The sequence below is a fragment of the Nonomuraea sp. NPDC049649 genome (assembly GCF_040675175.1).
In the GTDB taxonomy this organism is placed as follows: Bacteria; Actinomycetota; Actinomycetes; order Streptosporangiales; family Streptosporangiaceae; genus Nonomuraea.
The window spans coordinates 45,031-70,978 of sequence record NZ_JBFAOH010000022.1 but is presented as its reverse complement, the minus strand read 5'-3'; the positions used below and the strand labels follow the sequence as shown (position 1 = coordinate 70,978).

The window sequence follows — 25,948 nt, the reverse complement described above, 5'->3', positions numbered from 1 at the left end:
ATGGGCGAAGTCCTGGGCGTCGGTGTCACCCACTACCCCCCGTTCAGCGGCACGGACGCGGACATGGCCGGCCTGTTACGGCGCACCATGGCCGACCCCGGCATCCCCGCCGAGGCCAAGGACCCGGCCCGCTGGACCGAGACCGCCCGCCGCGAGTGGGGCGACGACGGCGGCGCGACCGGCGCGGCCGAGCACCGGGAGGCCCTGGTCAAGGGCTTCGAGCAGGTACGGGCCGCGATCGACGACTTCAACCCGGACGCCGTGGTGATCTGGGGCGACGACCAGTACGAGAACTTCCGCGAGGACCTGATCCCGCCCTACGCGGTGCTCGCCTACCCGGACCTGGAGGTCCGTCCCTGGGCCCAGGCCGGCGACTCCGCGGACATGAAGGGCAAGCCGAACATCTGGGGCGAACCGTACGACGCGACCTTCCGGGTGCGCGGCCGCCCCGACATCGCCAAGCACCTGGCCACCGGCCTGCTCGAACGCGACATCGACGTCGCCTACGCCTACAAACAGGCCCATCACCCGGGCCTGCCGCACGCGTTCCTCAACGCCATCCTCTACCTCGACTACCACCGCACCGGCTTCGACTACCCGGTCATTCCCTTCCCGATCAACTGCTACGGCCGCCGCGTCGTCAGCTACCGCGGCTTCATGAGCGAGATCGGCGACAAGCGCGAGCTGGACCCGCCCTCCCCGGCCCCGGCCCGGCTGATGCGGGTCGGGGCCGAGGTGGCGCGGATCTGCGCCGAGTCGCCGTGGCGGATCGCGCTGCTGGCCTCCTCCAGCTGGTCGCACGCGTTCCTGTGCGACCGCACCTGGCGGATGTGGCCCGACACCCCGGCCGACGTCCGCCTCTACGAGGCGATGGTCAAGGGCGACCTGGACGTGTGGCGGGCGACCACGCTGGCCGAGATCGAGGCGGCCGGCCAGCAGGAACTGCTCAACTGGTTCCCGCTGGTGGCCGCCATGGAGACGCTCGGCAGGCCGGTGCCGCGGTGGTCGGCGTTCGTGGAGACCGAGGTGTTCAACTCCAACAAGGTGTTCGCCGTCTACCGCTGACTGCGCCCCTCCACCCCGGCCAGCGTGATGGTGCCGCTGGAGCCGCGGAGGCCGAAGCCGTACCGGTAGCCCTCCCTGTCGAGCGGGCCGCCGAGGTCGGCGGTGCGCAGCTCACGCCAGACGCCGTCCGTCTCGGCGTAGGAGGTGATCGCGGTGCCCGACAGCGCCAGCGCGAACCGGTCGCCCGGCTCCAGCGTCACCGCCGCGTCGCCCGGGGTGTCGAGAAAACGGCCGTCCACCCGGACGTTGATGCCCGACTGCTTGCGCGTGTGGTTGTACCAGGCGGTCACGTAGTTGTCCGCGTCCTTGACCCAGCCGACGAACACGCTGTCCTCCGGCTGCCCGGTGCCCGCGAACGAGCCCGCCGTCAGCACGCTCATCGCGTCGCCGTCCGGCAGCGGCGCGGGCCCGGCCACCATGCCGAAGTACGGCGCGGAACCGGACGCGGCCAGCTTCCCGCCGCCGACGGTGATCCGAGGCTCGGCCTCGCCGCCGAACGGCCGGTACACGGTGTAACGGGCGGAGGTGTCGGCGGCGAAGTCGTCCGCCACGTCCACCTGCGGGAACGCGCCCAGGTCGAGCGGGACCGTCACGCTCCCGTACCCGCTGGACACCCGCTGCCCGCCGTACGCGGCGAACGCCCGCACCGGGTACGAGCCCGGCCGCACGCCCTCCGGCGGCGTCACCGTCCACCGCACGGTGAACTCGCCGCCCGGCTTCACCACCCTGGCGTGCTCGGGCCCCTCCGCCTTGGCGGTCCAGCCGGGCGGCAGCGCCGGGGTCACCCGCACGTTCGTCGCCGGGGTGCTCGCCGTGTTGGCGAAGACGGCGGTGACCGTGCCCGGGTCCTGCTCCCGTACCGTCAACCGCGCGTCACCCGTGGACGGCGACCAGGCCTGCAGCTCGACGACCCCCACGTACGCGCCGGGCGGGTTGTCGAAGACCAGCCGCAGCCGCGTCGTCGTCAGCGCCGGAAACGTGACCCGGTTGAGCGCGTTGCCCACCGGCTGCGCCGGGGTGCGGCGCTGGCCGGGCACCTCGCGCCAGGCCGTGCCGTCCCAGTGCTCCAGCCGGTACCCGGCGGGCGCGCGCACCCCGCCGCCGTCGTCGTACGGGAAGAACCGCACGTCGCTCACCTCGGTCGGGACGCCGAAGTCCAGGCCCAGGTGGTCCTGCGGGTTCGGGGAGCGGTAGTTGGTCCACCGGCTGTGCGGGATGTCGTCGTAGTAGATCCGGCCGTCCACCGCGTCCCACACGTCGTCGATGTCGTTGGTGTACGAGGCGAACGGGCGCGGGTAGCCCGACCCGTGCGGGTTCGCGGCGTCGTTCACCAGGCGCGGCGTCCGGTCGGCCGGGACGTTCGCGGGCATCCGGGCCTCGATCCTGCCCAGATCGGGGCCGGCGGCGATCCGCCTGCCGTCCACGTACAGCCGCAGGCCCGCGCCCTGCCCGTACCGCTTGCCGTCGCGATCCCACAGGACGGTGACGTTGTGGCCCCGGTACGGCACGTTCTCCAGCGCGAAGTGGTCCCAGGACGCCGGGACGAGCGGGTTCACCACGAGCTTGTTGTCCGGCTGCGGCCGGAGCCCGATCAGGCCGTTGATCACCAGGTCGTTGAAGGTCGAGTGGTTGTAGTGCTCGCTGTGGCCGGGGCCGTCGTAGATCCAGCGCGGCTCGTCCGGGTGGTGCGCCTCCGCGACGTACGGGCGGCCGTCCTTGTACTGGGTCAGCGCGTATGTGCGCAGCACCTGGTAGTAGTCGTCCTTGCCGATCACCTGCTGGTCGTGGTCGTTGAGCAGGTTCGCCAGACCGGTGAGGGTCTGCGAGGTCGAGTACGGCCAGCTCGGGCCGTTCCACCGGCAGCAGCCGCTGAGCGCCTCATGCATGAACCACCGGCTGCGCCGCTCGGCCGTGGCCGGCCCGTACGGCGCCGCGAACCCCTGCGGATCCAGCAGCTGCGCCCACGCCTGCTCGGTGCCCGGCTTCGCCATGCCGAACATCCACGGCACGAACCCGATCTGCTCCCGCACCGACACCAGCTTCTGCTCGGGGTCCAGGTCGGCGCGGGCCTTGTGGTAGAAGAACCGCCGCTCCGGATCCCACAGCCACTGATGCAGCGCCTCACGCAGCGACTCCGCGCGCCGCTCGAACGTGCTGGCCGTCCGCGCGTCGCCGCGCATCCGCGCGATCGCCGCGATCGCCTTGGCGTCGCCGTACTGGTAGGCGTTGAGGGTGGGCCGGTAGCCGTGCCCGCCATGGTACGGATCGTCCGGGTCTGTCTCGTACGAGGAGGCGGTGTACTCCATCGCGTCCCACACGGGGACCGACCAGTAGAGGCCCAGCTTCTCGTCGTACTGATGACCCCACTTGTCGTACTGGCGGACCAGGTCGGGCAGCAGGCTCTTCACGAACCCGGTGTCCCCGGTGACGAGAGCCCGCTGGTAGGCGGCGTCGGCGGCCCAGAACGCGTACTGGTGCGCCCAGTCGTCGGTGTCCTCGTTGACGTAATCCTCCTTGGGCTTCGGGCCGGCACCCGGCCCCTGCAGCCAGTAGCGGAGATACTCGTCGAGCGGCCGCCGGTCACGCAGCCACCGCCCCTCGTACACATGGTGCCCGGCCGCGGCGACGATCCCGCCCAGCGGCGCCGAGTAGCCGGGCGGGTTGTGGAACTCGGTGATGACGTGACCGTTCTCGGTGTCGGTATAGCGGAGGTGCCTCTTGAAGGTGCTCCACCGGTAGTAGTAGACGTCCTGGATCTCCTGGTCGGGCACCTCCAGGAACGGGATGTTCGCCCGGTACCACTCGGGCTCCGCGTACCCCTCCAGCAGCCTGTCGTGATCGAGGAAAGCGGTGCCCCGCCCGACCACCGGGTACGGCGGCGGCTCCTGGGGCCGGGCTTGTGCGGGGGGCGTGAAAAGCGTCGCGGCCAACGCCGTGACGGCGGCAAGCGCTGCGGCCTTGCGTCTCATGGTCACCTCAAGCGTTCCGAGCCAGTCAGAACCAGTCGCCCTTGTGACCGGATCTGACTGTAATCGCTCCAATAGTGACCATTTCCTTTCGCCGACACAAGACCACGGACCAGGAGACGTCGAACGCACGGCCCCCGGGAGGACGAGCCGCACTGTCAGAACGGATGGATCAGCTGAACAGATCGTCGAAGGTCTGGGCGGTGATGGCGCGGGTGGCCCAGGTTTCGAGTTGGTCCAGGTCGGTGCAGGTGGTGATACGGGCTCGGGCGTCGTCCGTGATGTCGAGGCCGCGGGTTTCCAGGAGTAGCAGCACCATGCGCGCGGCTTCTTCGGCCCTGCCCTCAGCTTTGCCCTCAGCTTTGCCTTCAGCCTTCCCCGCGGCCTTGCCTTGAGCTTGGCCGTCTTCGAGTCCGCGGCCGTAGTGTTCGCGCGCGAAGGGGCTGTAGACGGGCCAGGTGGTGGATTTCATGATTTCCTCCAGGAGGCGCCGGATCTCGGGCGCGGCCATGCTGTAAGCGTATTCATAGTACTTCGGAGCGTGTTCGTCACAGAGTTCCTCCAGCGCCATGGCGAACGCCTCGACGACCTTGCGATCGCGCCCGTGGACCATGACCGCCATGGCCGCCAGCCCCGGCTGTGCCGCGGCCTCGTGAGGGTCGGTGATGGCCGGAATGTCGTCCGGCCCCAGCACGTGAGCCTGGAGGCGGTAGCCGGTCAGACCCGTGTCGATCGGCTGTGCGTAGTAGGCGGCGGCACTCCGGCTGGGGCAGATGACCAGGACCGTGACGTCGCAGTCGAGCATCAGCCAGAGCGCGGCGGCATACCGGGCGAGCTTGCGAGGGTTCTTGGACCTGTCCTGCTGAATCTCCACGACGATGGCGTGCGCCGGGCTCTGCGGCGGCCCCATCACGAGCACCAGGTCGGCCTCGAAGTCGTCGGACGGCCGGGTGTTGAACGTGCTGTCCTCCACTCGGATCAGCGGAGTGACGGGCACATCCACACCCATGAGGTCGCGGAGAATCTCCACGGCCAGTTCGGGGCGCTCGCTGATCATCTGAATGAGAGCGTCGTGCGGGGGAGAGGGCATGTCGCAGATCGTAATGGAGCAATCACTTTAAGCGGTGTCGATCGAGAGTCAAAGGCGCCGGTAGATCTCTCCAGTGCGTCGCATCTCTGTGGTGGGCAACTCCGGATCCGGCAAGTCGACGGCGCCCTCAAATCACGTCATTCGCCGCGGCGGGCACGGGCCGCGCGCCGCTTGCCTTCGTGCATGGCCTGGACGCGGGCGACCGGAATGGTGTGCCCCTCCGCGATGAGGTCGGCGGGCAAGGACTGGGGCGACGGCAGGTGCGCCGCCCACGGGTCGGCGTCGCCGAGCAGCCCGGGGACGGTCCTGATGGTGAAGTCGCGGGGCGTCACCCGGTCCAGTTCCTCCCAGGCGACGGGGAACGAGACCGGCACTCCGGGCCTGATGCGCGGGCTGTACGCGGCCACCACGGTCGCCCCACCGGCCCGGGTCGAGTCCAGGAACACCTTGCCCTGACGGTCTTCCCGGATGAACGCGGTGGTGGCCAGAGCGGGATCCAGCCGCTCGGCCCGGGCGGCGACGGCGCGGGTGGCGGCGGCCGTGTCCTCCAGAGAGATCCCGGCCACGACCGGCACGAACACATGAACACCCTTGGCCCCGGAGGTCTTGACGGTCCCGGCCAGCCCGGCCTGAGCGAGCGCCTCCCGGATCAGTTCCGCGGCCCGCACGACCAGGGAGAAGTCGCCTCCCTCCGGCGGGTCGAGGTCGAGGACGAGGTGGGTGAAGTGGTCGCCGGCCAGCAGCGCCGGGTGGTATTCGACGGCCCGCTGGTTGGCGAACCACAGCAGCGTCCGCCGGTCGTCGCAGAGCGCGTAGGAGACCTGCCGGTGTGACGTCTCCGCCCAGATGCGCACCGTACGAATCCACGAGGGGGCGTACTTGGGGAGGTTCTTCTGCATGAACGGCGCCTGCCCGGGCCGCACCCGCATGACCGACAGCGCCCGCCCGCGCAGCGCGGGGATGATGCGGTCGCGCACCGCGTCGAGGTAGTCGACCAGGTCGCGCTTGGTGGCGTCCGCCCCGTCGAACAGCGGCTGATCGAGGTTGGTCAGCTTCACCCCGTCGCGGGTCTCATCGCCGGTCACCCCGCTTACGATATCGAGCGGACCACCCGCGCGGGGTTTCCGACGGCGACCACGTTGTCCGGGATGTCCCTGGTGACGACCGCTCCGGCGCCGATCACGCTGTTGGCCCCGATCGTCACCCCGGCGAGCACGATGGCTCCGCCGCCGAGCCAGGCATTGTCACCGATCGCGATCGGCGCCGCGGACTCGAGCTTGGCGCGACGCCGCTGGGCGTCCACCGGGTGGGTGGGGGTAAGGAGCTGCACGTGCGGGCCGATCTGCACGTCGGCGCCGATGGTGATCGGGGCGACGTCGAGCGCGGTCAGCCCGTAGTTGGCGAACGTGCCCGCGCCGATCGTGATGTGCGAGCCGTAGTCGACGTACAGCGGCGGTCTCACGTGCGCGTCCGGCGCGACCGAGCCCAGCAGTTCCTCCAGGATCGGCCGCGCGGCGGCCGGATCGCTCGCATACACCTGTCCGTAGCGGTGCGCCAGCTCCTCGGCGCGCCGCAGCGCCGCCGCCAGCTCCGGATCGTCGGCGATGTACAGGTCGCCGGCGAGCATGCGTTCGCGCTGTGTACGAGGATCCCCGGCGAAGAAGTCGGTCACAGGCCGATCGTACGTACGCCGGACCCAGGCGCAGGTAGGCGAACAGCATGAAGAGTAATCCCGTCTGGAGGTCAGTCCTTGACCTCCAATCCCATCGACCGGGCCGTGCCGGACACGATCTTGGCGGCCTGGTCGAGGCCGTCGGTGTTGAGGTCGGGCAGCTTGGCCTCGGCCACCTGCCTGAGCTGGGCGGTGCGGGCTAAGCTAAAGTCTCCCGTAACTGGAGACTCAAATGGATTATTCGATCGGCACGCTGGCGAAGCTCACCGGCCTCACCGTCAAGACGATCCGGTTCTACTCGGACGAAGGTGTGCTGCCCGCGCCCGATCGCACCCCGGCGGGCTACCGCCGCTACACCGACGAGCACCGCGTCCACCTGGAGCTGGTACGGACACTCCGGGAGCTGGGCGTCGACCTGGCCACCATCCGCTCGCTGGGCCGGCGCGACCTCAAGGACGTGCTCGCCCTCCACCTGAAGGCCGTGGAGACCCAGATCACCGCATTGCAGCGCACCCGGGCCGTGCTCCGCGCCACGCTCGCCAAGGACGAACCGGCCGAGGAGGACCTGCGCCGCCTGCACGCGCTGGGCCGGCTGGGCGCCGAGGAGATGGGTCAGCTGTTCGACGCGTTCGCCCAGGACGTGGGCCGCGACACCCAGGCGCAGCGCGACTGGCTGGAGAGCATGCGCGCCTGCATGCTGCCCGAACTGCCCGAGGACCCCACGGCCGCCCAGCTCGACGCCTGGCTGGAGCTGATGGACTTGCTGGCGGACGACGGGTTCCGGCGCCGGCTGCGGGAGTCGTCGGCGGATTTCTGGGATCGTCCGTACGATCATGAGACGTGGCAGCGGGACAGCGCCGCGCTCGTGGAGGAGGCGCTGCGGGCGATCGAGGCCGGGATGGCGCCGGACGCGCCCGAAGCGGTGCCGATCCTGGAACGCGCCCTCGCCGTCATGGGCGGCGGCCGGGACGAGGTGCTGCGCGCCTTCGAGCAGCACGATCCGCGCGCCGCCCGCTACTGGGAGCTGGTCGCGGTCGTCCGCGGGCTCGACCCGGAACCCACGCCGGTCGCGGTCGCGTACGACTGGATCCACCGCGGACTGCTCGCCCACCCTGAACTTTCCCCGCGGCCGGCGCGTACCTCGGAGTGATCGAACCCACCGAGGGGAGCTGATGCAGGTGCGGACCCGCCTGCTGATCGCCGCCGCAGCCCTGTGCGTGCCCGTGTCCGTCGCGTGCGCGCCCGCCACCGGAGAGCCGCTGCCCGCCGCGCAGGCGGCGTACGCGGAGGCCGACGTCCGGTTCTCGCAGGAGATGATCCCGCACCACCGGCAGACCATCCAGCTCGCCAAGCTGGCCGAGGGCCGGGCGGAGAAGCTGTACGTGCAGGATCTCGGCGTGCGGCTGATCGATCAGGAGCAGATCGACATCGAGAAGATGGTGTCCTGGCTGACCGAGTGGAAGCAGAAGGTGCCGGCGGACAATCCGGAGGTCGCGCACTCGATGCCGGGGATGCTGTCGGCCCAGCAGCTCAAGGTGCTGGAGGGGCTGTCGGGTGCGGAGTTCGACGAGTCCTGGCTGACGGTGCTCTCCAGGCATCTGGCCTTCGGCACCGAGATGGCCGAGAGGATCATCGGGGACGGCAAGCACGAGCCGACCGCGCGCCTGGCGAGAGAGATGATCAAGAACCAGCGGAACACCATCAAGGAGATAGCCCAGCTGCTGGACTGATCCCCGGACCGGCAGGGCGGGTGACCGCCGGGAGACACCCGCCCTGCCCGCCTCGCGTCAGTCGCCTCTCGCGGGCCCGCCCGCGCCCGTCATCAGCTCGCGCTCCTCACGCGTCGCGATGAGCCCGGACGGCGCCACGAGCTTCGACTCCACGTACGGTGCCTCCGTGTCGGGCAGCGGTTCCCGGGAGCGGATCGCTCTGATCCAGATCCGCGCCGCGTCCACCAGCACGATGATGATGAGGACCGCGAACAGCGCGGCCAGGACGCCGTCGACGGTGGAGTTGAAGACGACCCGTTCCATCTCGCCGATCGACTTGGCCGGGGCCAGCACCTCCCCCTGGTCGAGGGCGGTCTGGTAGCGGTCGCGCTGGGCGAAGAAGCCGAGCCCCGGGTCGGGCGAGAACACCTTCTGGTAGCTCGCCGTCAGCGTGACCGCGACGTCCCACGCCAGCGGGATGCCGGTCACCCAGGCCCATTTGAGCCGCCCGCTCTTGATCAGCAGTGTGGTGGCGACGGTGAGCGCCACCGCCGCGAGCAGCTGGTTGGCGATGCCGAACAGCGGGAAGAGCTGGTTGATGCCGCCCAGCGGGTCGTTGACGCCCTGATACAGGAAGTAGCCCCAGGCGCCGACCACGATCGCGCTGGTGGCGAGGAGCCCCGGCCACCAGCTGACCCTGCCGACCGGCTTCCACAGGTTGCCCAGCGTGTCCTGCAGCATGAACCGGCCCACCCGGGTGCCGGCGTCGACCGTGGTGAGGATGAACAGCGCCTCGAACATGATCGCGAAGTGGTACCAGAAGGCCTTCAGCGCGTCGCCGCCGAGGAACCCGGAGAAGATCTCCGAGATGCCGACGGCGAGCGTCGGCGCTCCTCCGGTACGGGCGATCAACGTCTGTTCCTGCACCGCCGCCGCCGCGGCCTGCAGTTCCTCGGGCGTGATGACGAAGCCCATGTTGGTGACCGCCTCGGACGCCGTCTGGACCGTGGCGCCGAGCACCCCCGCGGGCGAGTTCATCGCGAAGTAGAGGCCGGGGCTCAGGATGGACGCCGCGGCGATGGCCATGACCGCCACGAACGACTCCATCAGCATGGAGCCGTAGCCGATCATCCGTACCTGGGACTCCTTCTGGATCATCTTCGGCGTGGTGCCGGAGGAGATCAGCGCGTGGAACCCCGACAGCGCGCCGCAGGCGATGATGATGAACACGAACGGGAACAGCGACCCGGCGAACACCGGGCCCTCGCCGTTGAAGGCGAAGTCGGTGAAGGCGCTGTTCTGCATCGCCGGCATCGTGACCAGGATGCCGACCGCCATCAGCGCGATCGTCCCGATCTTCATGAACGTCGAGAGATAGTCGCGCGGCGCGAGCAGCATCCACACCGGCAGCACCGCCGCGATGAACCCGTACGCGATCAGCCAGAGCGCCAGCGCCGACGGGCTCAGCGTGAACACCGACGCCCAGCTCGAATCCTGCACCCACCCGCCGGCCATGATGGCGATCACCAGCAGCACGACGCCGATGACCGAGACCTCGGCGACCTTCCCCGGCCGGAGCACGCGCAGGTAGAAGCCCATGAACAGGGCGATCGGGATCGTCATCGCGATCGAGAACACACCCCACGGCGACTGCGCCAGGGCGTTGACCACGACCAGCGCCAGCACCGCCAGCAGAATGATCATGATGGCGAAGACCGCGATCAGCGCCGCCGCCCCGCCGACCGGGCCGATCTCGTCGCGGGCCATCTGGCCGAGGCTGCGCCCGTTGCGGCGCATGGAGAAGAACAGGATCACCATGTCCTGGACCGCCCCGGCGAAGATCACGCCGGCCACGATCCAGATCGTGCCGGGCAGGTAGCCCATCTGGGCCGCCAGCACCGGCCCGACCAGCGGGCCGGCGCCGGCGATGGCGGCGAAGTGGTGACCGAACAGGATCCGCCGGTCCGTGGGCTGGTAGTCGATGCCGTTGTCGAGCCGCTCGGCGGGCGTCGCCCGCCGGTCGTCGGCGCCCAGGACCTTGCGCTGGATGAACCGGGCGTAGAAACGGTAGGCGATGGCGTACGAGCCGAGGGCGGCGGCTAACAGCCAGACCGCGTTGACGTTCTCACCTCTGGACAGGGCGAGCACGGCCCACCCGGCGGCACCCACCAGGGCGACCGCTGTCCAGATGATGATGGAGCGCACCTTCACCGATTACCTCCCATAAATGGGACGGCCCAGGCAGCAGCGGAGTCCGGCGTCCGGTGGCAGATCGGTGGTGAAACGCCGCCAGCGCCAGAGCGGGCGGCAGTCGATCGTCACAGGCAGCTCGACTAGATGCACCCAGGCGAAGGGGTGGGCGTACACCAGATCGGTCCCGAGCCTCCGGGCCCTGCGAGGCAGACGGGACCGCCGCAACGGCCGCACGGAGAACTCTCCCGCGTCCGCACAGCACAGGCCCGTGACGTGCCAGTCGAAGAAGACGACTTCGTCGTCGTGGAGATGGTCGTGTGCGGCGGCCGTGAGCGTGATGCGAGACATCTGGGGCTCCTGAAAAAGTTGGGGTTCAGAAGCTCAAGACGCCTTTACCCGTGGTGTCGATTCGTGAAACACCCCCTTGACTCAGGTCATTCTTCCGAAATCGAGCCGTTAGAAACGGCGGCACTGGCCTTCCTTGTCGCCCTTCACCCGGTTGCCCTTACCGGTGGGCGCCGGCCGGTTCTTCTCGCACTGGAGGTTGCCGTCGACCTTGTTGTTGTCGATCTTCACGCGGCCGCGGTTCTTCTCGATCTGGATGTCGCCGTCCACCCGGGTCGAGCGGATGGTGATGTCCCGGCTCTCCTCGATCTGGATGTTGCCGTCCACCCGCGAACCCTTCGTCACCGACACCCGCCGCGCCTTCTCCGCCTGGATGTCACCGTCCACCCGGACCTTGGTGGCGATGAGGGTCGCGCCCTTGCCCACCTTGACGTTGCCATCCACCCGGGTGCCGATCAGCGTGCACTTCTGGCCCCTGGGCACCTTGACGTCCCCGTCCACGGACACCGCCCGGATCACGCCCCGGCACGTCCGGTCATCGTCCGCGTACGCAGGAGCAGCCGCGAAAACGGACCCGAGCAGCGCACCGGCCAGAACCACCAGGGAGATCTTCTTCACTGTCAATCCTCTTTCCCGTTCGTCTTGGTTCAGAGCATTTCGCCCCGCGGTGAGCAGCCAGTGAGCCGAACATGAGGGACCTCTCATCTAGCAAAGACCCTGACCCCTGGAACCCAGCCCAAGGCGTTCACCCAAAGGACTTCGCCCCCCAAGCGCTCCGCGCCCCCAGCTCAGGCGCTCTCATAAGGCGCCTCCGGCGCAACCCCACGCCTACGGCGATCCACGCCTACGGCGTCAAAGGGCTTCGCCCACAGGCGCTTCGCGCGTCCCAGCTCAGGCGATCCGATGGCAGCCTTCGGCAACCCCACGCCTACGGCGATCCGCGCCTACGGCGCCCTTACGGAATCCCGACGCCACCCCAGAGAACCAGCACCGCTTGCCGACAGGCCCCGGCGCGGACCGTGGCGGGACAGTAAGGCCAGACCACAACGGCAACCCGGCAAACCTCCACCTCGATTCACCCAGCCCAGGCAGGCGACGCCCAAAGCCCATGCCACCTCCCACAACCAGAGCCACGCCCCCCAGCCAGAGCCACGCCACCGACCCCAAAATGAACCACCCACCATGACCACAGACAGCAGCCCTATCCACCAGATAGTCCGTGAGACCCCGGACAGCCCCTGACTAAGGTGGGGCCGTAAAGATCGAGGGAGTGGCGATGTCGGTGGTGCGGCTGCTGGTGCTGGGGGCCGTGCGGCGGCGCGGCAGGGCGCATGGCTACCAGGTCCGCTCCGACCTGGAGTCGTGGGGCGCGCACGAGTGGGCGGGCCTCAAACCGGGATCGATCTACCACGCGCTGCGCCAGATGACCGCGCAGGGCCTGCTGCGGGCGGACGAGGAGGCGCCGAGCACCGCCGGTGGCCCGCCCAGGACCGACTACGAGCTCACCGAGGCGGGCGAGGCCGGCTACCTCAGGCTGCTCCGCGGTGCGCTCGCCCGTGCCGACCAGCGGCTCGACATGCTGAGCGCCGGGCTGGGGCTGATGGACGACCTGCCGAGGGCCGAGGCGGTGGAGTTGCTGAGGCAGCGGGTGCGGGCGCTGGAGGAGTGGCGGTCCCGGGTGCGGCGCGACTGGTCGCCGGGGGAGGACGCCGAGGCCTGGGGCGCGGTGGGCGAGGTGCTCGGCATGTGGGTGCACACCGCGGAGAGCGGCGCCGAGTGGACACGCGGCCTGATCGAGCGGCTGGAGCGCGGCGCGTACGTGATGGCGGGCGAGCGACGCTGACGCGCTGTCACACCAGTTACGCGAATTTTACGGCGACATACCAGCGTTTCGTTTTGGTTCTCCAGCATGCTCACAGATAGTCGCAAGAAAGCCAGGCACACGAATAGAGCCCGATATTCGTGTGCGCGACGGGAGGCGTGACGCGGATCGCAGCCGAGCCGGACCGTCGATCAAGCGACAAAAGGAAGAGCGCATGAAATACGGAACCCTGATAGCGGCCGGAGCGCTGGCGGGAGTGGTGGCCTTCGCTCCCGCGGCGTCGGCCGTGATCCAGCTCCCGACCGTGACGACCCTGACCGCGACGCCGCCGACGGCGACCACGGGACAGCAAGTGCTTCTGTCCGCCCAGGTCGCCGGCTGCCCCGACCCCACCGTCTCGGTGGGCATGAGCTTCTTCGACGGCACCGTCAACATCAGCCCTGACCCGTCGGGTGCGGTGGGAATCGACGCAGGCGGGAACGCATCGCTCCCCGTCACCTTCGACACACCGGGAACACACACCATCACGGCTGTCTTCAACGCCACCGAAGGCTGCGCCGTCTCCTCCGCCACGTTCGATGTGATCGTCACCGCGGCGTCCGTGCCCACGCCCACCACCACGACCACGCCGATCCCGACCCCGACGGTGACTCAGTCCAACATCGTCGGTGTCACGGTCGGCTCCAATCAGAGGAACAACAACACCAACAGCGCGTCGAACGTCATCGACTGGCACGCCCTGCTGGGGATCAGAGACTCCTGAAAGACAGCCTTCGGCTCGGCGGTCTTCTCCGGGACGCCGGGGGAGCACCGCCGCCGGGCGGCACCGCTCGGGATCAGTCGTCCAGGCCGCGCGCGCTGAGCGCCTCACCCAGGGCGTCGGCGTGCCGCAGCGCCCCCACCACCAGCGGCACCGCGAACGCGCGCACGCTCCACTCGACGCCCCTGGCCCGCTGCGCCTCACGGACCCGGGTGGCGATCCCGGCGATGATCGGAATGCTGCGGATGGTGAGCGAGAGCAGCAGCGACAGCCGGAACGGGTCCAGCCCCACCCGCCCGGCGGGCCGCAGCGCCCGTTCCAGGACGGCCATCATGTCCGAGGTCCTGGTCGTGAGCGTGACCAGCCCGGCCAGCGCGACCGCCAGCACGATCCTGGACGAGACCATCACCGCCGGCACCGGCCCGGCGAGGACGAACTGGATCACGAACAGCCCCGCCGCGAACCAGCGCACCGGCCGCACCTGCGCCCACGCCGCCGCCACGCCCACCCGCGTGACCCCGTACAGCAGCACCACCACCACGGCCGCCCCCGCCATCGCCCACATGTCGGGCAGCAGGAACAGCACGACGCAGCAGGCCGCCAGCCCCGCCAGCTTGGCCCCGACGGGCATCCGGTGCAGCGGCGAGTCGCCGGGTACGTAGGCGCCGGTGAGCCCGTTCACGTCATCAGCCCCCGGTAGTGCGCGATCGCCTCGTCGGGCGGCGCGTCGGCCACCACCCGGCCCTCGTCCAGCACCAGCACCCGGTCGAAGTCCGCCAGCAGCGGCAGATCGTGCGTGACCACCACCAGCTGCTGCGGCAGGGTGCGCAGGTGCTCGGCCACCAGCCGGGAGTGGCGCAGGTCGAGCAGCGTCGTCGGCTCGTCCATGATCAGGATCTCCGGCTCCAGCACCAGCACCGAGCAGAGCGCCAGCAACTGCTTCTGCCCGCCGGACAGCTGATGCGCCGGATGGTCGGCATGACCGGCCAGCCCATGCCGCTCCAGCACGTCCGCCACCCGCGCCTTCACCTTCTCCGCCGGAAGCTTCTGCCGCCGCAGCGAGAACGCCACGTCCTCGGCCACGGTCGGCATCACGATCTGCGCGTCCGGGTCGGTGAACAGGAACCCCACCCGCTGCCGGATCTTGGCCGCCTGCCGCCGCGTGTCATGCCCCAGCACGGTCACGGAGCCCGAGGTAGGCAGCGCCAGCCCGTTGAACAGCCGCGCAAGCGTGCTCTTCCCGGACCCGTTCGCCCCCACGACCCCGATCCGCCGCTCGGCCAGCGTCGCGCTGACCCCGCGCAACACCTCCCGCTCCCCGAACCGGACGCGCACGTCCTCAAGCTCGATCACGCCGACCACTCCAACCGGACGTACGTGTCAGCGAGTCTGATCACTTCCACCACCTGAATCGGACGGATACGTGAGCTTCCACCACCTGAACCGGACGCGCACACCACTCAGACCACCTCGAACAGGGCAGCGACCCCCAGCCCGCCACCCACCGCCGCCGTGGCCAGCCCGAGCGTCCCGCGCGGCGCCCCCGCCCGCACCAGCCGGGTGAACAGCCGCGTCACCACCACCGCCCCACTGGCCCCCCACGGATGCCCGAGCGCGATCGCCCCGCCGTCGGCGCACACCCGCGCGCCGTCCGCCCCCAGCGGATCGAGCCCGAGCGCGTCGGTGACGGCCAGCGTCTGCGCGGCGAACGCCTCCACGATCTCCACCGCCGCCACCCGCTCCAGGTCCACCCCGGTACGGTCGAGCAGCCGGCGCACAGCAGGCACCGGCCCCCACCCCGGCAGTGCCGGATCACACCCCACCACCGCGGCGCCCACCAGCCGCAACCCCGGCCTGCCCTCCCGCAGCCGCTCCGGCACCACGGCCACCGCGGCGGCCCCGTCGCTGTTGGGCGAACAGTTCCCCGCGGTCACCGCACCCCCGGGCACGAACGCCGCAGGCAGCCGGGCCAGCGAAGCGAGCCGCAGAGTCCTGGGCCGCTGATCCCGTTCATGCCCTTCCACCGGGACGATCTCCGCGTCGAACCTCCCCTCCGCCCGGGCAGCCACCGCCTTCGCGTGACTGGCGGCGGCATAAGCATCCTGACGCTCCCGGCTCACCCCGCACGCCACCCCGAGGGCCTCCGCCGCCTCCCCCATGTCCGGATCCGGATGCCCCTCCGGCGCGAACGGCGCTCGCTCGTACACCGCCCCATCCCGATGCGCCCGCACCGGAGCCGTGGACGCGCTCTCGGCACCCCCCGCGATCACCACGTCCATGTCCCCGCTCCGCACAGCCTGCGCGGCGACCAGAACGGCGGCCAGCCCGCTCCCGCACTGCCGGTCCACCGTCACCCCGGGCACACCGTCCCCCAGTCCGGCCCGCAGCGCCGCCACCCGCGCCACATTCCCGCCGGGCCCCATGCAGTTCCCCAGCACGACGTCATCGACCGCGCTCCCCACGTCCTTCGCAACAGAGGCGATCACCGGCGCAGCCAGCGCATCCACCGACACCCCTTTGAACGCGTGCCCCGCCGTCCCGATCGGACTCCGCCGAGCAGCCACGACCACGGCGTCAAGCGCCCCGCTCACAGCCCCTCCACCTCCCAGCCAGCGGAGAGAACGGTCACCGTCATGAGGTCGGACAGCCTTGTCATCGCACCTCCCACAGTCTGTGGTCTACGGGTGGGCACGGTCAGCGCGGAGAGCATCCCTGTTGCCGCACCTCCCGAAGCCCGGGGTCGGCGGGCCGGTGGGATCAGCGGGTTGTGCGTCTCACCCTCCACAGCCTGGGGATGGCGGGTGAGCAGACCGAGGCGGCGAGCGGGGGTCATCGCAGTCTCCGCAGTTCGGGGTCGGGGGTGGTCAGGCGGGCGGCCAGCTGGGCGCGGGCCGGTTTGCCGGTCGGGGTGCGGGGCATGCGCGTGATCGCGTACCAGCGGCGGGGCCGTTGAGCGGCGGCGAGCCCGGCCCGCGCCGCCGCCTCCAGATCAGCCTTGGACGGGAGCGCCCCGGCACCGGCCTCGACCACCGCGGTCACGACCGTGCCCAGACCGGGGTGCGGAGTGCCGACGACCACGACGTCACCCACGCCGGGCACGCGCCGCAGCACTTCCTCGACGTCCTCGGGCACCACGGTCGCCCCACCGGTCTGGATCGCGCCGTCACCGCGCCCCCGCAGCCGCAGCGGCTCCCCCGGCGTGTACGGGTCGGCGAGGTCGCCGACGCTCATCCACTTGTCCTCGATCTTGAGCGGCCCCGCCACCCCGCCCAGGTAGCCCTCGGCCAGCCAGGGGGAACGCGCCCACACCTCGCCCCGCGGCGGCCGGACCTCGATCTCCACCCCGGGGAACGGCCGCAGCCCGCCGCCGTCGTCGTCCACGGCCACGAAGGACAGCTCGGTGGCCCCGTAGTAGGCGACCACCCGCACCCCCACCTCCCGGGCCCGCTCCCGCACCTCCGAAGAAAGCGCCGCCCCACCAACCACGGCGACCCGCAGCGGCGCCCGCTCGGGCAGCGCGTCCAGCAGCCGGGGCAGCAGGTGCGGCACCAGGTGCACCGCGGTCGCCCGCCGCAGCAACTCCGGCAGCGCCCCCGCCGCCCACCGCCCCGGCGCCAGCACCGTCGCCCCGACGGCCAGCGCGTGCATGGCCGCGAACCCGTACAGAGAAGACACCAACGCCCCCGGCACCAGCACGACGTCGTCGGCCCCGATCCCGGTGAGCTCACTCAGCGGTTCGAACGACCCCGTCCAGGACGCACGGGTCCGCACGACGGCGCGCGGCCGCCCGGTGCTCCCGGAGCTGAAGCACGCCCAGGCCAGATCGTGCGGCGACGGCTCAACCCCGGCGAACGAATCCGGCCCGCAGTCAGGAAGCGACTCGACGAACAGATCCGCCGGGACCCCCTCCCGCAGCGCCGCCTCGTACAGCAGCGGCGTGGCCCCGACCAGATCGGCGGCCAGCACCGCGACCACCTGCTCGACCGGATCCTCCAGGCAGATTCCCACAACCCACCCAGGGCCCGCACCGCGCGCACCAACCTGGGGGTGACCGCCCGCAGCCCGCCCAGAGCCCGCGCCATGAGGATCGGACGGGTGGAGCCCGGCCGCCAGGTGTGCGGTCGTCTTCCCCACCGAGCCGTGCGGGCCGGTCTGGGGGAGTCCGGCCGCCAGGTGGGCGGCCGTTCGATGCATGCGCCGGGTCAGCTCGGCGTACGTGATCTCGCCGTACGGGCCGGAGACCGCGACACGGTCAGGCCGGGTGGCGGCGTGCCGGATGACCTGCGCTGCGACTGGCATGCCGCGGTCAGCCCTCCTCGCCGAGACGTCTGCCCGGTGCGGCGGGGATCGCGGCCGGGTAGGCGCGCTGCACGCCCCGGGTCACCGACGCGGCCACCACCGCCTTGATCACGTCACCCGGCACGAAGACCAGGGTGGACAGGGCCGCCGCCCCCAGGGACAGGTCGCCGATGACCGCCAGCAGCGGAATGCCGAACAGGTAGATGGCCCCCATGCCGCCGACCAGGCACGCTACCAGCAGCCGGACGAAGCTGGGCGCCTGCCCCGCGCGCGTCCCGCGCTCGGCGATCCACCCGGTCACGAACGCGCCCGGCAGCCACCCGATCAGGAAGCCGACGGACGGCTGGGTGAAGACGACCAGGCCGCCCCGGCCACCGGCCAGCAGCGGCAGTCCTACCGCAACCAGTACGAGCAGCACCAGCACCGCCAGTGCTCCCCGCTTGGAGCCGAGCAGCAGCCCGGCCAGCATGACTCCCAGCGTCTGGGCCGTGATGGGCACCAGGCCGCCGAAGAGGTTGACTCCGGGGACCAGCCCCAGCACCGCGATCAGCGCGGCGAAGACGGCCACCCGGGCGACGTCTCCTGGCGTGAACCACTTCATCGCTCCTCCTCCTTGTGGGTGCGGCTTCGATCCCACACCACCCGGGCCCGCCGCCGCATGGAGGGTTGCCACAAGGTTCCATGCCGAGGAATGTCGCAGGTGGATGGGCGGAACGGGGCGCGGAAGGACTACGCGCACCTGTACCGGCTAGAGAGTACGTGCGACGAAGGGATGGAAATGACCGGTCTGGGGGGAATCGCTGAGTGGGTGACCAGTCTCATGGAGACGCTCGGCGCCCCCGGAGCCGGTATCGCGGTCGCGCTGGAGAACCTGTTCCCGCCGATCCCGAGCGAGGTCATCCTGCCGCTGGCCGGGTTCACGGTGAGCCGGGGCGACCTGGTCTTCTGGCAGGTCCTGCTCTGGACCACGGCCGGTTCGGTGGTGGGCGCGCTCGCGCTCTACGGGGTGGGCGCGCTGCTGGGCAGGCGGCGCGTGCACGCGCTGGCCGCCCGGATGCCGCTTCTCAAGCTGGAGGACGTACGCAGGAGCGAGGACTGGTTCGCCAGGCACGGCCGCAAAACGGTCTTCTTCGGGCGGATGGTCCCGCTGTTCCGGAGCCTGATCTCCATCCCGGCCGGCATCGAGCGGATGCCGCTGCCCACGTTCACGCTGCTCACCGCGGCCGGCAGCTTCGTCTGGAACACCGTGCTGGTGACGGCCGGCTACCTCCTGGGCGAGCGGTGGTCGCTCGTCGAGAGGTATGTGGAGATCCTCACGTACGCGGTCATCACGCTGGTCGTGCTGGCCGTGGCGGTCTTCGTGTGGAGACGGGTGCGCGCCTGACGTCACCCGAGGTGGCGGGTGAACCAGAGCCGGGCCAGGCCGGCGACCTGCTCCAGCGCGCCGGGCTCCTCGAACAGGTGGGTGGCGCCGGGCACGACCTCCAGCCGGCTCTCGCAGCGCAGCTCCGACTGCGCCTGCCGGTTCAGCTCCAACACCTGCTCGTCCTGGCCGCCCACGATGAGCAGGGTCGGGGCCCGTACGGCACCGAGACGGGGGCCTGTCAGGTCGGGACGGCCGCCGCGCGAGACCACCGCCGCCACGTCGGAGTCGGGCTCGGCCGCGGCCCACAGGGCGGCGGCCGCGCCGGTGCTCGCGCCGAAGTAGCCGACCGGCAGCCCCGCGGCGGCCGGGGCAGCCCGCAGCCGCTCGGTCGCCGCCAGCAGCCTGCTCGCCAGCAGCCCGATGTCGAACACGTTCGTCCGGTCGGCGCCCTCCTCCGGCGTCAGCAGGTCGAACAGGAGCGTGCCCAGCCCGGACTCGTTCAGCGCGCCCGCCACGTACCGGTTGCGCGGGCTGCGGGCGCTGCTGCCGCTGCCGTGCGCGAACAGCACGACGCCGCGCGCCCCCTCCGGCAGCACGAGCTGCCCGGGAATCTCGGCGTCCATGGGCCTCACCTCCACTCCAGCAGGGTGTCTACCCAGCTTGAGCGGGTGTCTTCCTGCGACGATGCCGTAGTGGGGGAGGATCGATCGCGGCAACTGCTGCCGCCACTCGAACGGATCGTCACCAGTTTCAGGCTGAGCCTGGAGCGGGCGCGCCGGCTGGGCCTGGCCGGGTGGCTGCGGGCCGAGCGGGAGCCGCTGCTGCAGGTGGTGAAGGCGACGGTCGGGTGCGTGCTCGCCTACTGGGTCGCGGCGAACGTGCTGGAGGCCCGGCTGCCGGTGCTGGCGCCGATCGGGGTGCTCCTCACGTTCTCGGCGACCGCGTACAGCACGGTGGTGCGGGGCGTGCAGCAGATGGGGGCGGTGCTGGTCGGGGTGGCGAGCGCCGGCCTGCTGATCTGGCTGCTGGGGGCGAACGCGGTCACACTGGCGGTGCTGGTCGCGGGCGGGCTGATGCTGGGGCGGCTGCTCAACCTGCCGAAGCAGAACATGCAGATCCCGATCACGGCCCTGCTGGTGTTCGCGCTGGGCACCGGCTACAGCACCGAGCGCCTGATCGACCTGCTGCTGGGCGCCGTCATCGGCATCGCGGCCAACGTGATCGTGCTGCCGCCCCGGTACGTGGAGGAGGCGCGGCGGGAGATGGCCGAGCTGGCCGGTGACCTGTCGTCGCTGGCCGCGGACATGGGCAAGGGGGTGCGCGGCGACTGGGGTGAGGAGGAGGCCAGGTCCTGGCTGGAGCGGTCCCGCGAGGTGGAGGCCGGTCTGAAGGAGCGCCAGGAGGTGGCCGAGCAGGCCGCCGAGGCGGCGCGGCTGGTGCCGGGGCGCCGGCGCCGCGAGGACGAGCGGATCGAGCAGGTGGCCGAGGCCATGACCTGCCTGGAGCACGCCGGCCTGCAGCTGCGCGGCATCGCCAGGTCGCTCACCGACTTGGCGGCGGGCGTGCGCGGGCTGCCCTCGGAGGACGTGCACCGGGTGCCGTCGGTGCTCGGCGACGAACTGGTGGCCATCTCCCGGGCGTTCGCCGCGTTCGGCCGCCTCCAGCTCGGCCGGGGCAGCGTCAAGGACCTCGGCCGGCTGCGGACCGCGCTGCGCGAGGGCGTCGAGCACCAGGTCCTGCTGGCCGAGCGCGTGCCCGACACCGAGAACGTCCCGCTCCGGTCGCTGCTCGGCGCGATGCTGGACCAGTGCGCGGTGATCAGGCACGAGCTCGACCCGGAGAACGGGCCGCACCAGGGCGCGTTCCCGGGCTGGCTCATCCCGGGCTGAACCCCCCGGTCAGCCCATCACCAGGGCCGTGACGAACTGCAGCACGTGCCAGGCCACGTACGCGCCCGCCGAGGCGAACGCCCACTCCTTGGCCCTGGCGACCCGGGTGACCAGGCGCAGCGTCTCGACCGGCTCGCGGCGCCGGCGGGCCGACCTGGCCAGGAAGTACGCCCCCGTGAGCCAGGCCGCGCCCGACATCGTCACCAGCGCCGCCGACAGCACCAGCAGCAGCCCGGGGACGGCCGGTTCGGCACTCCCGGCGAGCTGGCGCGCCCACGCCGACGGGACCGCGACGAGCACCAGGGCGGCGATCCGCCTGTCCGTGCGCGCCTGTCGACGCAGCCATCGCAGGTCACGTCGTAGCTGGTTCTTGAGCATCCGGATCACCTCCGCTTTCCGTGGCCGGTGAACCCAGCTAAACGGCAGCGACCCGATCAGATCTGCGACCTGTCCCCGGGAAATTCACGACATCCGTCGGAGATCCTGGCCGGTCTTGCGCGCCTCGAACACGTCGCCCACCTCGTCGAGGGTGCGCAGCGCCTCACCCAGATGGGCCACCGCGGCGGGCACGTCGCCGCGCCGCCACGCGATCAGGCCCAGCGCCCGCAGCGCGCAGCCCAGGTCGCGCCGAGTGCCGCACGCCTGGTGGACGTCCCTGGCCTGGCAGGCGTGCCCGTACGCCTCGTCGGGCCGGTCCAGGTCCAGCAGGATCATGGCGAGCGTGGTCAGCGCCGCCGCCCAGCGGTCGCGCGTACCGGTCTCGTGCTGCAGGTCGGCCGTCTGGCGCGCGTAGGCCAGCGCGGCGGCCGGGCGGCCCGCCGTGTGCAGCGCCTGCGCGACCGAGAGCAGCGCGCTCGCCTTGTCGTCGCGCGTCTCCTCCCTGATCGCCAGCGCCCGCCGGGCCGCGCGGAGGGCGTCCTGGTGGCGGCCCAGCGACAGGTACGTGTTCGCCAGCGTCTCCTGCACGTCGGCCTCCGCCCTGCGGCTGCCGAGCGCCTGCACGATGTCCAGCGCCTCCAGCGCGTACACGAACGCCACCTGCACCTGGCCCTGCCGCCGCCGCACCCGGGCCAGCCGGTTCAGCATCCGCGCCTCCATCGGCAGGTCGCGGATCACCCGGCTGATGGCGAGCGCCTGGGTCAGGTACTCGTCGGCGCGCAGGTAGTCGGAGAGCCGCCAGTGCACCAGCCCGATGTCGCCCAGCGTCTCGGCCTTGCCCTGCTCGTGGTGGAGCTCCACTTGTACGAGGAGCGCCTGTTCGAAGCAGGCCAGGGCCTCGTCGTAGCGGGAGCCGTTGCGGGCGATGCGGCCCAGCGCGCTGAGCGCCCGCCCGGAGCCGTGCTGGTCGCCGGTCGCCGTGTAGCCGGCCAGTGCGCGTTCGGCGTCGCGCCGGGCGTCGTGCGGCAGCCGCAGCGTGTCGTACACCTCGGCCAGGCAGAGCAGCGTCTCGGCCTCGGCGTGCTCGTCGCCCAGCTCGTGGCAGATCGACAGCGCCCCCAGGCCCTCCGACAGCGCGGCGTCCGGCTCGCCGAGGCTCTGCCGCACCCGGGCCATCATGATCAGGCTCTGCGCGGTGCCGCGCCGGTCGCCCAGCTTCTCGCGTACCTCCAGCGCCTTCCCGGCGTGGTCGAGCGCCAGCTCGTGCCGGCCCTGCGACAGGTAGAGACGGGACAGCGCGTGCAGGCTGTCGGCCACCCCGGCCTGGTCGCCGATCTCCCGGTAGCCGTCGAGGGCCTCGCCCGCCGCCTTCAGCGCGTCCTGGAGGTTGCCCGCGATGCCGTGCACCTCGGCCAGGTCTATGAGCGCGCGGGCGTGGCCCGCCCGGTCGCCGAGCGTGGCGAAGTCGGCCAGCGCCTCGCCGATGTAGCGGGCCGCCCGGGTGGACGGGCCGATGTCGCGGTGGATGGAGCCCAGGTGGCTGCGCATCAGCGCGATGGCCCGCCGGTTGCCGATCCGCTGCGCGCACTCCAGCCCCACTCGCTGGATCTCCAGGTTGTTCTCGTAGTAGCGCAGCCCTCGAAGCGGTTCGAAGACGGCGTCGGCGAGCTGCCAGGCGACCCCGTACGCGCCGCTCTCCTCGGCCGTGCGGACCACCGACACCAGCGCCCGCCGCTCGGCCTCGAACCACTCGCGCGGCGTCGCCGGGTCCGCCGCGGTCACCAGATAGTGGTCGAGCAGCCGTACCCTGGCCTCCCGCACGCCCGCCTCGGCGTGCCTGCCCAGCTCCCGGGCCAGGTCCTTGACCAGGTCGTGCACCCGATAGCGGGGGCCGGGCAGCGGCTCGACCAGATACGCCCGGTGCAGCCCCGCCAGCGACGCCAGCGCCTCCCGCACCGGCACGCCGAGCGCCGCGGCCAGCACCTCCGGCGTGAAAGGACCGCCCGGCAGCAGCCCGACGTGCCGGAAGGCGCGCCGCTGCGACGGCCCCAGCGACTCGTACGCCAGATCCAGCGCCGACCGGAACGCCTGCTCCGGGTCGCCGGGGAAGCTGTGCTGCCGGTCCGGGCGGCGCAGCTCCTGCACCCGGGAGGCGACGCTCAGCTCCGGGTTCTCGGCCAGCTTGGCCGCCGAGACGCGCAGCGCGAACGGATGGTACGAGCAGACCCGGGCCAGCTCGGCCAGCCCGTCGCGGTCGGCGGCGCGCGGCGAGTCCTCGCCCAGCATCGCCACCAGCAGCGCCACCGCGTTGCCCGGGTCGAGCACGTGCAGGTCCATCAGGTCGGCCTGTCCGGTGGCGCGCAGCGCCGCCATCCTGGTCCTGCTGGTCACCAGCACCACGCAGTCCTTGCCGCCCGGCAGCAGCGACCGCACCTGGGCCGGGTCGGCGGCGTTGTCCAGGATGAGCAGCAGCCGGCGCCCGGCCAGTCGGCTGCGGTAGAGCAGCATCAGCTCGGCCTCGTCGGCGGCCGGCATGTGCGCGCCGATGCCGAGCGAGCGCAGGATCTGGCCCAGCGCCTCGGCCGTGGTCATCGGCGGCTGGGCGGGGGACTGGCCGCGCAGGTCGATGACGATCTGCCCGTCGGGGAACCGGTTCGCGTGCAGGTGCCCCCAGTGCGTGGCCAGCGCGGTCTTGCCGACGCCCGGCAGGCCCTGGATCACCATCGTGTTCGTCCGGCGGCGCCGCTCCAGCCACTCGGTGAGCAGGTCCAGGCTCTGCTGGCGGCCGGTGAAGTCCGGCACGTCCGCCGGGAGCTGCGCGGGGCGGGGCACCTCGGCGGGCGTCGGCTCGGCCGGCGCGCCCGGCGCGGTGAGGAACGGGGTGATCCGGCCCGACCACGGCGCCGCCAGATGCTCCCAGTCGCCGGCCAGCGTCCGCACCGCCGCCTGGTCGGCGACGCGTAACCGCCGGTAGCCGGTGCGCACCAGCCAGCCGCGCCGCACCCACTGGGCGAGCACCCGCTGCACCACGTCGGGCGCGCTGCCGACCAGGTCGGCCAGCGTCTCCGCCGACAGCGGCGGCGCCGACTCCGAGGCCAGCCCGTACCGGGCGTCCAGGTTGAGCAGCCACACCGCCAGCCGCGTCGCCACCGGCGCCCTGGCCAGCGCCTCGTGCCTGCGCGCCGCCACGTTCCTGGCGAACAGCTCCTGCACCAGCGCGGTCGCCACGGCCGTGCTGGACGCGGCGTGCTCCCGCAGCCGCCGCATGTCGATCGGCCAGGCGCGCACCTCGGTCAGCGCGTCCACCTTGACCTGCTCGCCCGCGTCCCAGAACGCCGGCTCGCCCACCAGATCGCCGGCGGAGCGCAGGTCGTGCACGATCTCACGGTCGCCGCCCGGCACGTACTCCCGGGCATAGCCGTCTTCGATCAGATAGACGCGCCCGGCGGGGCGGAGCGGCGAACACAGCCACTCGCCCCGGCGGTAGACCCGCGGGCGGGCGCCCTCGTCGACCAGGGACCGGAACACGTTCACCCGAACCACCCATCTCGGGACGGCGGTGTCCGCGGCGTGACAGCACGACCCAGGCCCGGGTCGGACCTGTCACAACAGTGCAACCCGGAGAAAGGTCGCTGTCAACTACACCTGTGCGGAATCCGCCCTGTCCGGGACGAAGCGGTAGCCGACGTTGCGGACCGTGCCTATCAGCGACTCGTTCTCGGTGCCGAGCTTGGCCCGCAGCCGCCGTACGTGCACGTCCACCGTCCTGGTGCCGCCGAAGTAGTCGTACCCCCAGACCTCCTGCAGCAGCTGGGCGCGGGTGAACACCCGGCCGGGATGCTGCGCGAGGTACTTCAGCAGCTCGAACTCCTTGAACGTCAGGTCGAGCACCCGGCCCCGCAGCCGGGCGGTGTAGGTGGCCTCGTCGATCGACAACTCGCCGCTGCGGATCTCGTCGGGCGCGTCCTCGGCGTGCGCCTGCGACATGCGCCCCACGGCGATGCGCAGCCGCGCCTCCACCTCGGCCGGGCCCGCGCTGTCGAGGATCACGTCGTCCATCCCCCACTCGGCCGTCATCGCGGCCAGCCCGCCCTCGGTGACGATCACCAGCAGAGGGCAGTCGATGCCGGTGGTACGGATCAGCCGGCACAGGCTCTTGGCCTGCACGAGCTCTTTGCGGGCGTCGACGAGCACCGCGTCGGAGGGAGGGGCGTCGATGAGGGCGGAGGCCTCGGCCGGCGCGACGCGGACCCCGTGGAGGAGTAGCCCCAGCGCCGGGAGCACTTCGGCGGACGGCTCGAGCGCATTGGTGAGCAGCAGCAGGTTGCTCATGTCGGCCTCCCCAAACAAGTAAGGACCCGGGGGCCACGTCGCCCGAGTCCTGTAGGTGAGGA

Annotated in this window: 23 protein-coding genes and 1 pseudogene; 7 read left to right on the top strand and 17 right to left on the bottom strand. The window is 71.5% G+C overall.

Going from position 1 to position 25,948, the window contains the following annotated elements:
• Positions 1–1,065: a hypothetical protein gene (locus AB0J42_RS25135; protein ID WP_364298409.1), complete on the top strand. Its 1,065-nt coding sequence runs from the start codon at positions 1–3 to the stop codon at positions 1,063–1,065.
• Here AB0J42_RS25135 and AB0J42_RS25130 read toward each other — a convergent pair.
• From AB0J42_RS25130 to AB0J42_RS25110, 5 genes and pseudogenes are all read right to left on the bottom strand, one after another.
• Positions 1,056–4,034 carry an NEW3 domain-containing protein gene (locus AB0J42_RS25130; protein ID WP_364298407.1) on the bottom strand — a complete coding sequence of 993 codons (2,979 nt, stop codon included), beginning with the start codon at positions 4,032–4,034 and terminating at the stop codon, positions 1,056–1,058. The genes AB0J42_RS25135 and AB0J42_RS25130 overlap by 10 nt on opposite strands.
• A gap of 169 nt (positions 4,035–4,203) precedes the next feature.
• Entirely contained in the window at positions 4,204–5,121 is a 918-nt protein-coding gene (locus tag AB0J42_RS25125) for a hypothetical protein (RefSeq protein WP_364298405.1), read from the bottom strand.
• A 137-nt stretch (positions 5,122–5,258) separates the two neighbouring features.
• On the bottom strand, positions 5,259–6,206 hold the full coding sequence (locus tag AB0J42_RS25120) for an ATP-dependent DNA ligase (protein WP_364298403.1): 948 nt from the start codon (positions 6,204–6,206) through the stop codon (positions 5,259–5,261).
• Between the two features lie 5 nt (positions 6,207–6,211).
• Positions 6,212–6,748 carry a sugar O-acetyltransferase gene (locus AB0J42_RS25115; RefSeq protein WP_364298492.1) on the bottom strand — a complete coding sequence of 179 codons (537 nt, stop codon included), beginning with the start codon at positions 6,746–6,748 and terminating at the stop codon, positions 6,212–6,214.
• Between the two features lie 116 nt (positions 6,749–6,864).
• Positions 6,865–6,984 (bottom strand): annotated as a pseudogene (locus AB0J42_RS25110) (50S ribosomal protein L11); the annotation flags it as partial.
• 41 nt (positions 6,985–7,025) lie between these two features.
• On the opposite strand from AB0J42_RS25110, the gene AB0J42_RS25105 reads away from it, so the two are divergent.
• Both AB0J42_RS25105 and AB0J42_RS25100 read left to right on the top strand, forming a co-directional pair.
• A complete protein-coding gene (locus AB0J42_RS25105; RefSeq protein ID WP_364298400.1) occupies positions 7,026–7,943 on the top strand; it encodes a MerR family transcriptional regulator in 918 nt (305 codons plus the stop codon).
• Between the two features lie 22 nt (positions 7,944–7,965).
• On the top strand, positions 7,966–8,523 hold the full coding sequence (locus AB0J42_RS25100; RefSeq protein WP_364298398.1) for a DUF305 domain-containing protein: 558 nt from the start codon (positions 7,966–7,968) through the stop codon (positions 8,521–8,523).
• A 57-nt stretch (positions 8,524–8,580) separates the two neighbouring features.
• On the opposite strand, the gene AB0J42_RS25095 is transcribed toward AB0J42_RS25100, so the two are convergent.
• From AB0J42_RS25095 to AB0J42_RS25085, 3 genes are all read right to left on the bottom strand, one after another.
• Entirely contained in the window at positions 8,581–10,713 is a 2,133-nt protein-coding gene (locus AB0J42_RS25095; protein ID WP_364298396.1) for a carbon starvation CstA family protein, read from the bottom strand.
• 3 nt (positions 10,714–10,716) lie between these two features.
• The gene (locus AB0J42_RS25090; protein WP_364298394.1) at positions 10,717–11,043 is read right to left on the bottom strand and encodes a hypothetical protein; all 327 of its coding nucleotides are present in this window, start codon (positions 11,041–11,043) and stop codon (positions 10,717–10,719) included.
• A 108-nt stretch (positions 11,044–11,151) separates the two neighbouring features.
• Positions 11,152–11,658, bottom strand: coding sequence for a hypothetical protein (locus AB0J42_RS25085; protein ID WP_364298391.1), 507 nt, complete (start codon positions 11,656–11,658; stop codon positions 11,152–11,154).
• 658 nt (positions 11,659–12,316) lie between these two features.
• Here AB0J42_RS25085 and AB0J42_RS25080 point away from each other — a divergent pair.
• Complete coding sequence (locus AB0J42_RS25080; RefSeq protein ID WP_364298389.1) at positions 12,317–12,883, top strand: PadR family transcriptional regulator; 567 nt, start codon at positions 12,317–12,319, stop codon at positions 12,881–12,883.
• A 121-nt stretch (positions 12,884–13,004) separates the two neighbouring features.
• Entirely contained in the window at positions 13,005–13,625 is a 621-nt protein-coding gene (locus tag AB0J42_RS25075) for an Ig-like domain-containing protein (protein WP_364298386.1), read from the top strand.
• A 73-nt stretch (positions 13,626–13,698) separates the two neighbouring features.
• On the opposite strand, the gene AB0J42_RS25070 is transcribed toward AB0J42_RS25075, so the two are convergent.
• The 5 genes from AB0J42_RS25070 to AB0J42_RS25050 all read right to left on the bottom strand — a co-directional run bounded on the left by AB0J42_RS25070 (position 13,699) and on the right by AB0J42_RS25050 (position 18,522).
• Positions 13,699–14,304, bottom strand: coding sequence for an energy-coupling factor transporter transmembrane protein EcfT (locus tag AB0J42_RS25070; RefSeq protein WP_364298383.1), 606 nt, complete (start codon positions 14,302–14,304; stop codon positions 13,699–13,701).
• Positions 14,301–14,975 carry an ABC transporter ATP-binding protein gene (locus AB0J42_RS25065; RefSeq protein WP_364298381.1) on the bottom strand — a complete coding sequence of 225 codons (675 nt, stop codon included), beginning with the start codon at positions 14,973–14,975 and terminating at the stop codon, positions 14,301–14,303. Before AB0J42_RS25065 ends, AB0J42_RS25070 begins: the two co-directional genes overlap by 4 nt.
• Positions 14,976–15,082: 107 nt before the next feature.
• Positions 15,083–16,186 (bottom strand): thiolase family protein, encoded by a 1,104-nt coding sequence (locus AB0J42_RS25060; protein WP_364298490.1) that lies wholly within the window; start codon positions 16,184–16,186, stop codon positions 15,083–15,085.
• Between the two features lie 265 nt (positions 16,187–16,451).
• Positions 16,452–17,921, bottom strand: coding sequence for an AMP-binding protein (locus AB0J42_RS25055; protein ID WP_364298379.1), 1,470 nt, complete (start codon positions 17,919–17,921; stop codon positions 16,452–16,454).
• Positions 17,922–17,928: 7 nt separating this feature from the next.
• Positions 17,929–18,522, bottom strand: coding sequence for a biotin transporter BioY (locus AB0J42_RS25050; protein WP_364298377.1), 594 nt, complete (start codon positions 18,520–18,522; stop codon positions 17,929–17,931).
• Between the two features lie 219 nt (positions 18,523–18,741).
• Between AB0J42_RS25050 and AB0J42_RS25045 the strand changes: the two genes are divergently transcribed.
• Positions 18,742–19,305 (top strand): DedA family protein, encoded by a 564-nt coding sequence (locus tag AB0J42_RS25045; RefSeq protein ID WP_364298488.1) that lies wholly within the window; start codon positions 18,742–18,744, stop codon positions 19,303–19,305.
• Between the two features lie 2 nt (positions 19,306–19,307).
• Here AB0J42_RS25045 and AB0J42_RS25040 read toward each other — a convergent pair whose 3' ends face one another.
• On the bottom strand, positions 19,308–19,910 hold the full coding sequence (locus AB0J42_RS25040) for a hydrolase (protein WP_364298375.1): 603 nt from the start codon (positions 19,908–19,910) through the stop codon (positions 19,308–19,310).
• 69 nt (positions 19,911–19,979) lie between these two features.
• Here AB0J42_RS25040 and AB0J42_RS25035 point away from each other — a divergent pair, with 69 nt between their 5' ends.
• On the top strand, positions 19,980–21,176 hold the full coding sequence (locus tag AB0J42_RS25035) for an FUSC family protein (RefSeq protein ID WP_364298373.1): 1,197 nt from the start codon (positions 19,980–19,982) through the stop codon (positions 21,174–21,176).
• A 9-nt stretch (positions 21,177–21,185) separates the two neighbouring features.
• Here the strand turns inward: AB0J42_RS25035 and AB0J42_RS25030 are convergent, their stop codons facing one another.
• From AB0J42_RS25030 to AB0J42_RS25020, 3 genes are all read right to left on the bottom strand, one after another.
• Positions 21,186–21,554: a hypothetical protein gene (locus AB0J42_RS25030; RefSeq protein ID WP_364298371.1), complete on the bottom strand. Its 369-nt coding sequence runs from the start codon at positions 21,552–21,554 to the stop codon at positions 21,186–21,188.
• 84 nt (positions 21,555–21,638) lie between these two features.
• On the bottom strand, positions 21,639–25,088 hold the full coding sequence (locus AB0J42_RS25025) for a tetratricopeptide repeat protein (RefSeq protein ID WP_364298369.1): 3,450 nt from the start codon (positions 25,086–25,088) through the stop codon (positions 21,639–21,641).
• Positions 25,089–25,193: 105 nt separating this feature from the next.
• Positions 25,194–25,886 carry a response regulator transcription factor gene (locus AB0J42_RS25020; RefSeq protein WP_364298367.1) on the bottom strand — a complete coding sequence of 231 codons (693 nt, stop codon included), beginning with the start codon at positions 25,884–25,886 and terminating at the stop codon, positions 25,194–25,196.
• Between the last annotated feature and the right edge of the window lie 62 nt (positions 25,887–25,948).